The following is a 14,386-nucleotide window of genomic DNA, read 5'->3' as shown; positions in this document are numbered from 1 at the left end:
TGAATCGTTAGTTTTTAAAGTAGGGGCAATTCATGAATTGCCCCTACTTTATTTTTCAGGGAGGGAAAGTGGGAGGGCGATCGCTATAACTTTAGTTCTCGGTATATCTTTTTGAAGTTAGTTCCTTCGATCTGCTCTTCGCCAGTAATCAGCAAACCGCGCTTTTCATAAAGAATTTGTGCAACTGCTTGGTCTGGATAATTTGATGTATACAATCTAAGAATTTTTTTGCCTGACGATGGCGCTTTTTCAATAGCAAAATCAACTAACATACCTCCTATTCCTTGACCGCGAAAATATGGGTCTACACAAGTATAGCCCAGCCAATATGCTTCTGATTCATCTTTAGTGTAGGAATATAATCCTGTAGTTCCTACTACTTTGCCCGAACTTTCATCAATAGTAACCCAATAGTTTGCTTCCGTAATTTGCATTTGATAAAGAAGTGAGCTATATGATGGATTATTTTTTTCGAGGCTGGCGCGAAAGGCGAAGCTGGCATTTTCATACCGGCTTTGTCTCTGGTAGGGAAAAACTTTATCTACTAAAGCAATTGCTTGTTCAAGTGTTTGATACGATAGGGGTTGGATAAGCATAAAAAAAATCTCTTAGATACCTTGTTGTTTAACCTGTACTAAGTTTTATAACATCTAAAGGTGAAATTTCATAATTAACTCCCGATCTATTGTTATAAACATTGGTTTAATGTTAAAAAAATAACTTTTTTTGTGTATTTCAAGTAAATGCGACCGCAGTTTTCACTAATTAGCGATCGCATTTCGCAAACCCGATATTTTTTGTGCAGCGAGAAGGCGATCGCATATTTCATCAAAGCTCACTTATTCAATTGGATAGCCACCATATTCAGTAATGGCTTTATCTATTTCATCCATTAACTTAATAGTTTCTGCTAAAGCCAAAACAATCTTTTGATAATGCTCTAAATCATCATAACTAAGTTGCCGACCTTTGCGATCCTTCAGCCATTTTTCGCACACTTTGTAACCGCCAATATGAAAGTTCCATACTGACGGCGGTATCCCTTCAAAATACTGATTATTGTTAATCCAAACTCGTCCTTTTTCTGCATTTTCTCCTGCTTCAGTGTAACGAACTGATTCCACAATATCATCGCCAGTTATAGGATAAGTAGCCATTTCATTACCACTTTCTTCTAAGAGGTGAAGTTTGACAAGTTGATTGCCAAAATTGCAGAGAGTACGGAATAAATCAGGATTTGATGTTAGCGGTAGGCGGGGAAAGTCGATTTTAAGAAATTCGGCGTAACGGGTGCGGTAAGTGGGAGAATGGAAGACAGCGTACATATAATCAAATACATCTTCTGGCCCAAAAGTTTTATTTTTATCGCCTTTGCCATCAGGAATAAATTCTATTTGCAGGCGTGATGAAAAATCTTTGATGAATTCAGATGCTAAATTGGGACGGCGTACCATTCCCATTTGTTTTTCTGCTTCTGTTTCGGGGTAGAGGTAGAGAGGTAATGTATAGCCACGCTCACGAGTTTTGTTAGAAACGTAACAATCATCGGTTATCTGATTCGTTGCCATTATATGTTGCCAAGCATCGCTAACAGTTTGCCTACAAAGATGCAGCGCTATGTTTTTTCCTCCTAGCATATACTTCATTACATCACTACGAGGCATACACAAGAAACCCCTAGATTTACCTGTATAGTAAGTGTAACGAACATCAAAAGGTCGGTAAAGGATAGGTCTAATAAATTCTTTAAAAGGGCCTGATTTTTGGGTTTCTGCAAAAGGATGAATTTTCACATCTCTCTGAGCAAATTCAACTTTCCAGTCGCGTGCATCTTTGCCCAAATTGTAAGTTGTCCTTGCTTCTTCTGGTAATAAATTAGCAAAGTTAGTAACAGTTTTCCAGATATCATTTTCACTAAAATGAATAGTCAACGCATCGCGAGCAGTAACTATACCAACACTATTTACAGAAAAAATATCTGTTACTTGCCATTCCGCTTCATATTCTGCTAGTAAGTCAATTTCTTGAGGAACAAAAAGATAAAAGGGTGATTGGGGCGCGAGAGTTTTCCACTGAGTTGTAGCCAAGTCATTTTCCCATAGCCAGTGATACTTGCCACCTACTAATTGTTTACCATTACTTGAATTTTCATATACCTCACGTACACCGTATAAATCAGCATGATGAACTGTTGCATTTTTCTTTTTATGACGCATTCCCTTGATAAAAATTCCGATAGCTACACCCTGCTGAATATCAAAAACATTTTCATCTTTTGAACCGTCAGGGCTACTTTCTTTTTTCTTGCTATTTCCGTGCAAATCTAATATGTATATATCATCAAATGTTTCCATCAAACTTTGACGCATCCCCCGAAAAGTGGGATTATCGAGATAGCCATGATTGGTAATAAAAGCAAGTATACCATAGCCCGTTTGTTCAATTTTCCAATGAGCAAAACGGATGAATTTTACATAATCATCATTTAGCCATTTCGGATTTTTTTCACCTAAAGGTTTCCCATCTAACTTAAAATAGCTTCCCGTTTCGCTATCCTTTAGCGTGTCTTTCCCTCTAAGTAAATTACTTATCCATGTAGCTTCCGTATTAGCTGAATGGCCAGAATAAGGCGGATTCCCCAATACAACCATCACGGGAATATCTTGCTTAATATCTTTAGCCTTATCCGCCTCATCGCGAATCCAATCAGTAAAACCATCAGCCGGAGGAATTTGAAAAGCTTCTTGCAGTGTATTAGTTAAATAAATCTGCAATCTTTGTGCTTGTTCAAAATCATAACCAAGTTCTTTTAATTGCAAACCTAATTTAATATGAGCTACCGTGTAGGGAGCCATCAATAATTCAAAACCAAACAAACGAGGTAATAAATGTTGCGAAACATAGCCAGACCACATTCCCTTTTTATTCTTAAACGTTTCATAAATATGGTCAATTATCCCATGTAAAAAAGTACCCGTTCCCGTAGCCGGATCGAGAATTAAAACTTGATGAATTTCTGTATTGCTTTTGCCATCTGGACTAGGAACTTTAATTTTACTATCATCTGCCAAACCTTTTTTAATTCCAAAATCATTTTTTAGGATACGATCGACGCTGCGAACAATATAAGAAACTACAGGTTCCGGTGTATAATAAACACCTCTTGCTTCCCGCATTTTCGGGTCATATTCAGCCAAAAATGTCTCGTAAAAGTGAACAACTGGGTCTTCCTGACGAGTGCGCTTACCGAAATCTTTGAGAATTTCATCCATTGCAGTACGCTTGAGTAATTCGGCCAAATCATCCACCGCCCAAGCAATTCGCTCATCTAAATTCGGCCCTGCAATATGCCCAAACATATCGCGTAAAAAAGGGTTAGTTTTGGGTAATTCATAAGGTGCATTGCGGCGGCTAAATTGACTAATATCTTGAGTATTACAACAAGCGGCAAACATTCCATAACAGATTGTTTGGGCGTACATATCCGCAAATTGCGCTTGTGTTAAATCCCCCAGCAATACTTTCCGAAAAGATTCTAATTGACTCTTGAGTGTACCGCCTTCATCAGCATCAACAAAAGCTTGTTGAATTGCATCTCGAATTAATTGGGCAATTGATGCCATGCGTTTAGCCAATTCCTTCGGACTGTTGACGGTTGGAGTATTAACGGTTAAGAATTGATTGAGTAAAAGAGTAACATTTTCTACACCATTTTCTTCTAATTTAAGTTTTTTATTGCTGCCAAATTTAGCAAGTTGGGCGGTTAACCGATGCTCACCGCCAACGTACCAACGAAACTCTAAATAATTGGTTAATATCAGATTTCCCAGTCCTTTCAAATAACGTGCCATTTGCTGACTGCGTTCTTCCTTCTCCAGAGATTTACCAACATCTTTAGCTTCGATATAACCGAGAACAGTTTGCCCTTGCGTAACAATATAATCAGGTGCGCCACATTTAATTCGTTTCGGTTCGTTGGTGGCGCGTATTCCCTTAGATAAAGATTCAATTAATACTTGGAGTGCAGCACGGTGGGTATGCTCAGTGGATTGACCTGATTGTAAATTAGTTTCAATTTGTTTAAGATATTCTGGAAATGACATAACCCACCCGTGCTAAGTTGCGGTAGCAGAACTAAACTGATTATCTCACAAAAAGAGAAACCCGGTTTCTTGAAGAAACTGGGTTTCTGGGGTCTACTAAAAGTCCCTATAAAAACGATCGCCCTAATTAGACCCCCCTCCAAACCGTTCCAACAACTCCTCGCGAGAAAGAGTCAACAACAACCGAGTCAACTCCTGCGACGGTAACTGCAACATAGAAGGTATCGCGCCAGCTAACACCTCATCCACAGAACTAAATCGAATTTGTAGCAAATTTTCCACCATCTCTCGCCGTCCTTCTTGTAAAGTATCTTCCCGCCATTTCAGATAAGCTGGTGATAAGTTCATAAGTACCTCCCTATCCTCTTCATCTAAATTTTGACTCGTTTGCAAGTTGATGTACCACCTACCTACAATTTCCAGAATATTCCTTCTAAAAGGATGGTTACTCGGAAGCGCTTCTATTTCCCGCGCTGCTTGTTTTTGAGTTTCGCCGCGCCCCAGAATTCGCAACCATAAAGTTGCTTCTGTAGTTGGTAACTGGTTAATCGCTACCAGCGCCGTTTTCTGGTATTCTGGCAAAAAGTAAATTCCTTCAACCCAGTTTCCTGTATTATCTAGTTTTGCGCCAAAACCATTGAGCAAATTTGCCGAACAGGTAGGTGATAAAATCCACAAAACTGGCAGTTCCGCTTCTGAAACAGCATCGTTCTCTCGTCTCGCTTTGCGTAAAATTTGGCTATGGAGAGAATACAATTTAAGCAGACAGTTTCGCACCTCAATGGGGTTGGGCTGATTCCGAAAAGCTTCAAATACGCAATCAGATGATGCCATTTGCCCCAACAAACCCAACAGCTGCCGTTCTGTAGATGAGGATGCGGTTGGTACAAACCAAACATCTACTTGGCGGATTTCCGGCGATACATCCTGACTGGTTGTCAGTTGTCCCAGAGGCGCTAATAACTCCTTTAGATATTGTTTGGCAAATTGGTCGTGCAGCTGCCTTGTCATCTATTACCCAGTGAGATTATCTCCAATTTACTCTCATCATACTCATCTATAATTGCTACTGTCGATCGCTTCCCTTCTCCCCCTCTTCCTTCGTGTCCTAAAACGCTATCGCGTTTCGCTTCGCTACCGCGTCTTCGCGGTTAAATTAATGGTTGGGTTTCGTTACCTCAACCCAACCTACTATATGCGTACTCTGCGGTTAAAATAAATAAAAGCGATCGCACTCATCAAACTAATAAAACTATCCCACTTGTTATCTAATGTTATAGAATTTTAACATTAGAGTTAGATGCGATCGCGAATCACACACCAATGTCTTACTACATCTCTCCCAGGTTCCTTGACAAACTTGCCGTTCATATCACCAAAAACTTCCTCGAACTTCCGGGAGTAAGAGTTCCTCTAATTCTCGGCATTCACGGACGCAAAGGAGAAGGAAAATCCTTTCAATGTGAATTAGTCTTCGAGAAAATGGGCATCGAAGCAGTGCATATTTCTGGTGGAGAACTAGAAAGTCCAGATGCAGGAGATCCGGCGCGTTTGCTGCGCTTGCGCTATCGAGAAGCAGCAGAATTGATTAAGGTTCGCGGCAAAATGACTGCGATAATGATTAACGATTTGGATGCAGGTGCAGGGCGCTTCGATCAAGGCACGCAATACACGGTAAATACCCAGTTGGTGAATGCCACGCTGATGAATATTGCCGATAACCCAACTAACGTACAACTTCCCGGCAGTTATGATTCAACACCCCTACATCGCGTGCCAATTATTGTTACGGGAAATGACTTATCCACTCTCTATGCGCCGTTAGTTCGCGATGGTCGGATGGACAAGTTTTTCTGGGAACCAAACCGCGAAGATAAAATTGGTATTGTCAGCGGTATCTTTTCCCAAGATGGGCTTTCTCCCAGTGAAATTGATCAGTTTGTCGATACTTTTATCGATCAAGCTATTGACTTTTTTGGCGCAGTGAGAGCTAGGATTTACGACGAACTAATTAGGGAATTTATCCACAAAGTTGGGATCGATCGAGTTTCTTCTCGCGTGGTAAATAGCGCTGATGGAAAACCGAATTTCATCAAGCCAGATTTCCGACTACCTCGCTTAATTGAATTTGGTAACTTAATGGTGCAAGAACAACAGCGAGTGAAAAATTCAAGGTTGGTAGAAGAGTACAATGCGGGGCGATTAAACTACAATCAACCAACTGCGAATGTTGCACCTACTACTCCTATCCAAAATGAAGTACCGAATAACTCAACCAAAGCTGAAACAGTATACAAAGTAAATTATGCCACCAGCAACGGTCAGGTAAACGGTGCGAAACTAAGTGCGGAAACGCAGGAACAGGTACGCCAGTTACTCGCTCAAGGATATCGCATCAGTACGGAACACGCGGATGAGCGTCGTTTCCGCACTCAATCTTGGCAAAGTTGTTCTCCAATTCAGACAAGTGAGGTGTCCGATGCGATCGCATCTCTGGAATCGTGCTTAAATGAGCATACCGGAGAATATGTCCGCTTAATTGGGATCGACCCCAAAGTTAAGCGGCGCGTTGTGGAGAAAATTATCCAGAAACCGCATTAAGTTTGAAAGCATCCCCACCCCTGTCTGCGGGGGTGGGGTTTAAATCCGCCCATTCTTAGCAATATAATCCACAATTTTAGAAATACAATTACGAACTTTAGGGGCGCTCTTACCGTTATCTTCAGTAACAGTAATAATATAAGTTTTACTATTAATGTCTGCTGCTAAGGTAGCGCCTCTAACTTTGCTATTTTCTCCGGTTTTTTCGCCTAACCAACTTCCCGCCGATGTTTTTAACGCATCAAATCCCAACTCGCGATCGACTTGCTGATTAAAAATATCAATAATTACATTAGATTCCGGATATTCGCAATTGTAAATCTGCATCATCATGACTGAAAGTTCGTTGCTCGTAACTCGATTAGCTCCAAAGCCGCGATTTTTGGTTGGTTTAGTCGATTCTCCTGTGAGCTTGTAACCGACTTGAGTTGTGGGATATCCTAGATTATCTAATACTTGATTGATATAATTCCATCCCAAATAATCTATTATTTGATTGGTGGCAATGTTGCTGCTCCGGGCAATCATTTCCGTCAACAAATATCGGAAAGTATAAGATTTACCCGCTTTGATGGGTGAATAATCTTCTTCAGTAAAGTTGCTGCGATCGACATAAATCGTTTCATCCAAGCTGATGTGATTTTTGGATAATTTTTGCAAAAGTGCGATCGCGATCGGAACCTTAATTAAACTGGCGGCACTTTGCGGCGGTCGATCGCCTTGATAGTTCCAACATTTTCCCGAAATTTCGCACACTGTAATTCTTGCCGAATTAAGACCGCTATCTGATGCTATTTTCGCCAGATTTTTTGATGATAAAAACTTGATAACAGCCTTTTTATTGAGGTTGTTATTTTTAGTTTTATATGCTAAATAAGGGAGGGATTTTGCTATAGCGCAGGGTTGTAAATGAATGGGCAAAACAACTTCTTTAGTAGAAGAAACGAAAATAGCATAACTAGCAAGTGCTGCTGGGGGAGGGGTAACTCCCATTATGCTAATTAAAGCTGCTAAAGATTGTCCAGCTAGTTGGTAGGGCACGTATTTTTCTCCTTTCACATCACAGAATTATCGATTTCTTTTTTGTCTTTCTACCATACAGTTGCTGGTGTGTTGGGCAATGCCCACCCTACGAGAGGGGAAATTGTGAGTGAATATTCCACCGACTGCCGTCATGAATTAGCAGCGTTAGCTTATCGGCAACAAACTCATATTGTAACGATCGCTCCTGGAATTCCGGCCATGCAGCATGAAAATTCTGCCGTGTCAAGTCTTTAAAAGCAACTGTCATGTGAGGGGCAAAAGGGCGTTTTTTAGAGACAGGCTCTACAATACCTAAAGATGTTTCCATCCGCTCCATCAAGTCTTTTTGTAAAGATAAGAGTGCGGGCGTTTTGATAACATTGATATAAATGACTCTCGGCGGAAAAGCTGCAAATCCCGATAGTGTAATTGGGATTCCCTGTCGCGTACTGACAAAACTGCTGAGTGATTCTACCAAAGTCGGGACTGAATCGATCGCATATTCAAAAGGCGGTTGCAAGGTAATATGCGGGGGAGACTTTTGGGCATGACGACTATTGTAGCGATCGGCAAAATATTGCTTAATCTCATTAGCCCGCTCCTGCATTTCCTGGGGCGGTAGAAGTGCGATGAAAAATCTTTTTTTTGATTTGTCCATAATAGTACAATTACAACAGAGATGTACAGCTAAAAGTTTGTCAATACTACAAAGCGAACATAGCACAAAAAGGATTAATTTGAATGCCTTGGTTTGTCAAAATCGAACAAGGAATTGTCGATAAACCTACGTTTGACAAATACGTACCTGCTCATAAAGCTTACGTACAAGATTTGATTGCCAAAGGACATCAGGCGCGTAGCGGGTACTGGGTGGAACGCGGCGGCGGAATGCTCCTATTTCAGGCGGCTACGATGGAAGAGGCGCGAGCGATCGTATCCCAAGATCCCCTAGTGAAAAATGGCTGCGTTAAGTACGAACTTCGCGAATGGCGAGTCGTAGTCGAGTAGTTGGGAAAGTGAGAGTAAGTTGGCCAATTACTAAAAAAAGCAATAATTCGCAGATTTTCTGCCCAAATTATTGCTTAGCAGAAATTCTATTTCTACATCTGTGGCATCTTGTCAAATTTGGGCAGTTGTGGGTCAGTATAATCCCAAGCGGGAGCGCTCGCCGCAAAAATTACCATGCTGGGTTGGAAAATAGAAGGATCGTCTAAGCTGCTGGCAGTAATCGCACCCATTTCCGGAAAGCCAGAAGATTCCGCGTAGATGGAACAACCGCAGTTGGGACAAAAACCGCGCCGCACCATATTGCCACTCTCGCCCTGCGATTCGTAGAATTTCAGTTCCCCGGAGATTTTGACAGCAGACCTGGGGACAGCTAACTTAGAACTGTGACCTGTGGCGCTGGTTTTGCGACAGTCAGAACATTGGCAGTGCATGGCGGCGAAGGGGGATGCCTGACATTGGTAGCGCACAGCCCCGCACAGACAGCCACCGGAGAAAACCTCGCTCATCTCAAAAATCCTCTTGTCATTCTAGCGATTGTTTTTTCCCTTCTAGTTTGCACGATTCACAATTGGGTGAACAATGGGGAAAAGTTAAGAGAAATCTAAAATAGACAGTTTCGCTTATTCTCCCCAACGCCCTTATTACTCGATAAGTAAGTGCTGATGGTTTTCAGTATCATGGTCATCAGGGGTAAGAATTGAGAAACCCTTTGATAAAGAGGAACGAACTACTGTGCAGCCTACGGATGCTACTAAATTTACCGATAAAGCTTGGGAAGCCATTGTCAAATCGCAAGAGGTGCTGCGTCGCTATCAACATCAGTATCTGGAGGTAGAACATTTAGCGATCGCACTTCTGGAACAAGAAGGATTGGCGCACCGCATACTCAACCGCGCCGGCATTGACTCCGCCCGTCTGGTGTCCCAACTGGAATCTTATGCAAAATCACAAACCAGAATCGTTGCTAAGAGCGATGATATATATCTGGGCAAAAACTTAGATGTATTGCTCGATCGTGCTGAGTCGGCAAGGGTAACTTGGCAAGATGGGTATATTTCTGTCGAACATTTAATCATAGCCTTTGCGGAAGACGATCGCATCGGTCGTCGGTTACTCAAACCTTTCGATACAGATGTCAAAAAGCTGGAAGCTACCATCAAAGCGATTCGCGGCAGTCAAAAGGTTACCGATCAAAATCCGGAAAATCGTTACGACGCCTTAGAAAAGTACGGGCGCGACTTGACAGAACAGGCAAAAGCTGGTAAACTTGACCCGGTAATCGGACGGGATGATGAAATTCGTCGCGTGATTCAAGTGCTATCCCGCCGCACGAAAAACAATCCAGTCCTGATTGGAGAACCGGGAGTGGGGAAAACCGCGATCGCAGAAGCTTTAGCTCAGCGTATTATTAACGGCGACGTACCGGAATCTTTGAAAAATCGCAGATTGATTTCCCTGGATATGGGCAGTTTGATTGCCGGAGCCAAATATCGAGGAGAATTTGAAGACCGCCTGCGATCGGTATTGCGGGAAGTCACCCACTCGGAAGGGCAAATCGTCTTATTTATAGACGAACTGCATACCGTCGTCGGTGCGGGTGTGGGCGCTCAAGGGGCGATGGATGCCGGCAACTTGCTCAAACCGATGTTAGCGCGTGGGGAATTGCGCTGCATAGGGGCAACCACGTTGGATGAGTACCGCAAGCACATCGAAAAAGATGCGGCGTTGGAAAGGCGGTTTCAACAAGTTTACGTGGATCAACCCACGGTTGAAGATACGATTTCCATCCTGCGCGGACTGAAGGAACGCTACGAAGTTCACCACGGGGTTAAGATTACAGACTCTGCTTTGGTGGCGGCGGCGACGCTTTCCCATCGCTACATCTCGGATCGATTTTTGCCAGATAAGGCGATCGATCTTGTCGATGAAGCAGCTGCTAAGTTGAAAATGGAGATTACCTCGAAACCGGAAGAGTTAGAGGGGATCGATCGGCGACTGATGCAGCTGGAAATGGAGAAGTTGTCCCTGGAAGGGGAAGAAAGTAAGGCGTCGCGAGAACGTTTGCGCGGAATTGAAGATGAAATTACCGAATTGAAGGAAGAACAAGAACAACTTTCTTCCCAATGGCAAGGTGAAAAGAATCTTCTGGAAGCGATCAATACTTTAAAAGAGGAAGAAGAACAACTGCGGGTGCAGATCGAGCGAGCTGAAAGAGCTTACGATCTCAATAAAGCGGCGCAGTTGAAGTATGGCAAACTGGAGGGAGTGCAGCGCGATCGGGAAGCTAAAGAAGCGGAACTTTTAAAACTGCAATCCCAAGGTTCCACCTTGCTGCGCGAACAAGTGACGGAATCCGATATCGCTGAAATCGTCGGTAAGTGGACGGGAATTCCCGTTAATCGCCTGCTAGAGTCGGAACGGCAGAAATTATTGCAATTGGAAGCGCAACTGCATAAAAAAGTAGTCGGACAGCAGGAAGCCGTCTCAGCCGTTGCAGCGGCGATTCGACGCGCCAGAGCGGGAATGAAAGACCCCGGAAGACCGATCGGCTCATTTCTGTTCATGGGGCCAAGTGGAGTCGGAAAAACGGAGTTAGCCCGCGCTTTAGCCCAGTTTTTGTTCGATTCGGAAGATGCCTTAGTGCGAATCGATATGTCCGAGTACATGGAAAAACATTCCGTATCGCGACTGGTGGGTGCGCCTCCCGGATACGTCGGATATGAGGAAGGCGGACAACTTTCCGAATCAATTCGCAGGCGTCCCTACTCGGTGGTGTTGCTGGATGAAGTGGAAAAAGCGCACCCGGATGTGTTCAACATCCTCCTGCAAGTGTTGGATGATGGCAGAATCACCGATTCGCAGGGGAGAACGGTGGATTTTCGCAATACTGTAATTGTGATGACGAGTAATATAGGCTCGAATTTAATTATTGACCTATTAGGCGAGAAGCAAGGACGAATAGATAAAAAATCCGAACTGGATTCTGCAACCCAAAATCCAAAATCTAAAATCCAAAATGGAGATGATTCCCAATACGAACAAATGCGTAAAAAGGTAATGGAAGCCTTAAGAAAACATTTTCGTCCGGAATTTCTCAACCGCGTCGATGAGCCGATCATATTCCACACCCTCAGTCGCAGCGAATTGCGCCAAATTGTGGGCATTCAAATGCAGCGCATTCAAAAATTGCTCGCCGACCAAAAAATCAGCATTCAGCTTACATCTGCCGCCCAAGATCGTTTGGCAGAAGCAGGCTACGATCCAGTATACGGCGCTCGTCCCTTGAAACGAGCGATTCAGCGAGAGCTGGAAAATCCCATTGCTACCATGCTGCTGGAGGGCGCTTTTGTTCCGGGCGATATAATTGCGATCGACTGCGCGGATAATAAGCTAACATTTAGCAAAAAACAGCCTCTGGGTTTACTGGAACCTCAAACTATGCCTTCTTAAGACCACCAAATGATTAAAGTTTTTCTTCTTTGTTCTGGTCTTGGTAATGTTCAGCGCGGCTACGAGTCGTTTTTTCAAGAATGTTTTCCTGTATTATCCCAGGAACCTTCTTTGGATGTAACTCTCTTTAAAGGAGGTAGTTATTCTCAGGAAAAATCCATAACTTTATGGAATATGCCGCGCTCTACTTGGATGGCAATTCAAATAGGACATTTAGTCAAAACTTTGAGTGAATCTTTGCACAAAGGAGATTATTTTCTGAGGCAAGGAGGGTACTTTATTGAAGAAGCATCTTTTGTTTTTAGTCTATTGCCATATATACATCGGCAAACACCAGATGTGATTTATTTCAGTGATGACGGGTTAGGTTATTTACTTTGGCACTGGCGGCGGTTGACAAAACAAAATTATAAGCTACTTTTCCGTAATGGTGGCCCTTTTTCTCCTCCTTTTACTCGTTGGAATCATGTGCAGCACTTGACTCCAACGAGCTTTGAAAATACTCTAAATTATAAAGAACCTGCGGCAAAACATACTCTGCTTCCTTCTGGATTCAATATACCGTCCGAACTACAAATGCTTTCAGTCCAGGAGCGAGAAGTTTTACGAAATAGGCTGGGATTACCTAAAGAGAAACCTTTAATTCTTTCCGTAGCAGCTATTAACAGTTTTCACAAGCGAGTGGATTATATTATTCATGAAGTTGCTACTTTGCCAGAGCCAAGACCATTTCTTTTACTATTGGGACAAAAAGAAAAGGAATCAGATAAACTAATCCAGTTAGGCAATCAATTATTAGGTTCAGATAATTTTCAAATAAGAACAGTACCTCGCAATCAAGTAGATGATTATTACAGAATTGCTGATGTTTTTGTGCTAGCTTCTTTGCGCGAAGCATTTGGGCGCGTGTTTGTCGAAGCTATGTCATATGGGTTACCATGTTTAGCTCATGATTACGATATTCCCCGTTATGTGTTGGGGAAAGAAGGTTATTTTGGTAATTTTGAATTGTCAGGAAGCTTGGCAAATTTAATAACTAAAGTCCTGACTGAAAGTCAGGATAAGCATAAGCCCCTCGGTTACCATCATAGCGTTTACGATCGCTTTAGTTGGGAGCAACTGCGTTCAGCGTATGTTGATATGATTCACCGTTGTGCAGCTGGGACTTAAGAAAATGCGATCGCGCTTGCAACGCACACGACTATTTGACTATTTTCAGATAGCCTGCCGCAGGTAGCCAAGTATCGTGCTGGTATTGAATAATCCTTTAAATTTATTAACTAAAGCCTGAGATTGAGGAGCAGGCAGGAGAAGCAAAATAATTATTTTAAATAATACTTTAAAACTAACTTTTTTGCCCAAAATACCAGGATCGTTTCTCACGGTATGCCAGAAAAACCTTACTGCTACTAGGGCTCTACCTCGTTCTGGTAAACCTTCCAGTGCTTTGAAAATTAAATATTTATAATTATTTGCAATGCTGTACTTTTTCAAAAATTGTAGAGAGTCAGGAGCTTGAGAAAAAGCTCTTTCAATAACTTGCAAGCAAGCTGCCTCCATCTTTCCGAGATTAGAAGATGCTGAATTAGCAGAAACTCGATATAAAATTTGCACAGACGGTACTGCGACAAATTGATAGCGTGCAGCCAAGCGCAACCACATATCCCAATCCTCAGCAGGAGGAAGTGACTCATCAAAACTACCAACTTGGTTTAAAGCATCTCTGCGAATCAAAGGGTTAGAGCCATGTTCCAAAAAATCAGTCAACAACATCTGTGCATAAACATTACCAGTTAGGTTAATATGATTGCCTCGACGCAAAAATTGCCCGGATTCATCTATACAATCAGTCCAGCTATAAGCAACAGCTGCTTGACTATTTGTCTGTAAAGCTTTTAATTGCAGCTCTAGTTTATCCGGCATCCATACGTCATCTGCATCTAAAAAGGCAATAAATTCACCATGAGCTTTAGAAAGTCCACGATTTCGGCTAGCAGCTTGTCCAGCATTTGGATAAGAGAAAACGTTTAATCGTGTATCTTTGATGTTAGCAATAACTTCTAAAGTACCATCATTAGAACCGTCGTTAATAACAATTAATTCCCAATCCGAAAATGTCTGATGCAAAACTGATTCTATGGTTTCTCGAATAGTTTTTTTACCGTTATAAACTGGAATAATTACAGATATTAATGCCATGT

11 protein-coding genes are annotated in these 14,386 nt (G+C 42.3%); 4 read left to right on the top strand and 7 right to left on the bottom strand.

Annotated elements, in window-relative coordinates; translation table 11 throughout:
- Positions 1-83: 83 nt before the first annotated feature.
- The 3 genes from ACE1CD_RS13270 to ACE1CD_RS13260 all read right to left on the bottom strand — a co-directional run bounded on the left by ACE1CD_RS13270 (position 84) and on the right by ACE1CD_RS13260 (position 5,114).
- Positions 84-596: a GNAT family N-acetyltransferase gene (locus ACE1CD_RS13270; protein WP_374824652.1), complete on the bottom strand. Its 513-nt coding sequence runs from the start codon at positions 594-596 to the stop codon at positions 84-86.
- A 243-nt stretch (positions 597-839) separates the two neighbouring features.
- Positions 840-4,103: a type ISP restriction/modification enzyme gene (locus ACE1CD_RS13265; RefSeq protein ID WP_374824650.1), complete on the bottom strand. Its 3,264-nt coding sequence runs from the start codon at positions 4,101-4,103 to the stop codon at positions 840-842.
- Between the two features lie 123 nt (positions 4,104-4,226).
- The gene (locus ACE1CD_RS13260) at positions 4,227-5,114 is read right to left on the bottom strand and encodes a hypothetical protein (protein ID WP_374824647.1); all 888 of its coding nucleotides are present in this window, start codon (positions 5,112-5,114) and stop codon (positions 4,227-4,229) included.
- A gap of 312 nt (positions 5,115-5,426) precedes the next feature.
- On the opposite strand from ACE1CD_RS13260, the gene ACE1CD_RS13255 reads away from it, so the two are divergent.
- Complete coding sequence (locus tag ACE1CD_RS13255; protein WP_374824644.1) at positions 5,427-6,704, top strand: ribulose bisphosphate carboxylase small subunit; 1,278 nt, start codon at positions 5,427-5,429, stop codon at positions 6,702-6,704.
- A gap of 39 nt (positions 6,705-6,743) precedes the next feature.
- Here ACE1CD_RS13255 and ACE1CD_RS13250 read toward each other — a convergent pair whose 3' ends face one another.
- Positions 6,744-7,745 carry a serine hydrolase gene (locus tag ACE1CD_RS13250; protein ID WP_374824642.1) on the bottom strand — a complete coding sequence of 334 codons (1,002 nt, stop codon included), beginning with the start codon at positions 7,743-7,745 and terminating at the stop codon, positions 6,744-6,746.
- Positions 7,746-7,833: 88 nt separating this feature from the next.
- The gene (locus ACE1CD_RS13245; RefSeq protein ID WP_374824639.1) at positions 7,834-8,385 is read right to left on the bottom strand and encodes a 2'-5' RNA ligase family protein; all 552 of its coding nucleotides are present in this window, start codon (positions 8,383-8,385) and stop codon (positions 7,834-7,836) included.
- Positions 8,386-8,468: 83 nt separating this feature from the next.
- On the opposite strand from ACE1CD_RS13245, the gene ACE1CD_RS13240 reads away from it, so the two are divergent.
- Positions 8,469-8,735 (top strand): YciI family protein, encoded by a 267-nt coding sequence (locus tag ACE1CD_RS13240; RefSeq protein WP_374824636.1) that lies wholly within the window; start codon positions 8,469-8,471, stop codon positions 8,733-8,735.
- Positions 8,736-8,827: 92 nt separating this feature from the next.
- Here the strand turns inward: ACE1CD_RS13240 and ACE1CD_RS13235 are convergent, their stop codons facing one another.
- The gene (locus ACE1CD_RS13235) at positions 8,828-9,241 is read right to left on the bottom strand and encodes a GFA family protein (RefSeq protein WP_374824633.1); all 414 of its coding nucleotides are present in this window, start codon (positions 9,239-9,241) and stop codon (positions 8,828-8,830) included.
- A 226-nt stretch (positions 9,242-9,467) separates the two neighbouring features.
- Between ACE1CD_RS13235 and ACE1CD_RS13230 the strand changes: the two genes are divergently transcribed.
- Both ACE1CD_RS13230 and ACE1CD_RS13225 read left to right on the top strand, forming a co-directional pair.
- Positions 9,468-12,185, top strand: a complete 2,718-nt coding sequence (locus tag ACE1CD_RS13230) for an ATP-dependent Clp protease ATP-binding subunit (protein WP_374824631.1) — start codon at positions 9,468-9,470, stop codon at positions 12,183-12,185.
- Positions 12,186-12,194: 9 nt separating this feature from the next.
- Complete coding sequence (locus ACE1CD_RS13225; RefSeq protein ID WP_374824628.1) at positions 12,195-13,355, top strand: glycosyltransferase family 4 protein; 1,161 nt, start codon at positions 12,195-12,197, stop codon at positions 13,353-13,355.
- A 45-nt stretch (positions 13,356-13,400) separates the two neighbouring features.
- Here ACE1CD_RS13225 and ACE1CD_RS13220 read toward each other — a convergent pair whose 3' ends face one another.
- Positions 13,401-14,384 (bottom strand): glycosyltransferase, encoded by a 984-nt coding sequence (locus ACE1CD_RS13220; RefSeq protein ID WP_374824625.1) that lies wholly within the window; start codon positions 14,382-14,384, stop codon positions 13,401-13,403.
- Positions 14,385-14,386: the final 2 nt, after the last annotated feature.

This window comes from Aerosakkonema sp. BLCC-F183 (assembly GCF_041929145.1).
Taxonomy (GTDB): Bacteria; Cyanobacteriota; Cyanobacteriia; order Cyanobacteriales; family Aerosakkonemataceae; genus Aerosakkonema.
Note: the sequence above shows the minus strand (reverse complement) of the source record. Positions and strands in the feature narration are given on the sequence as shown.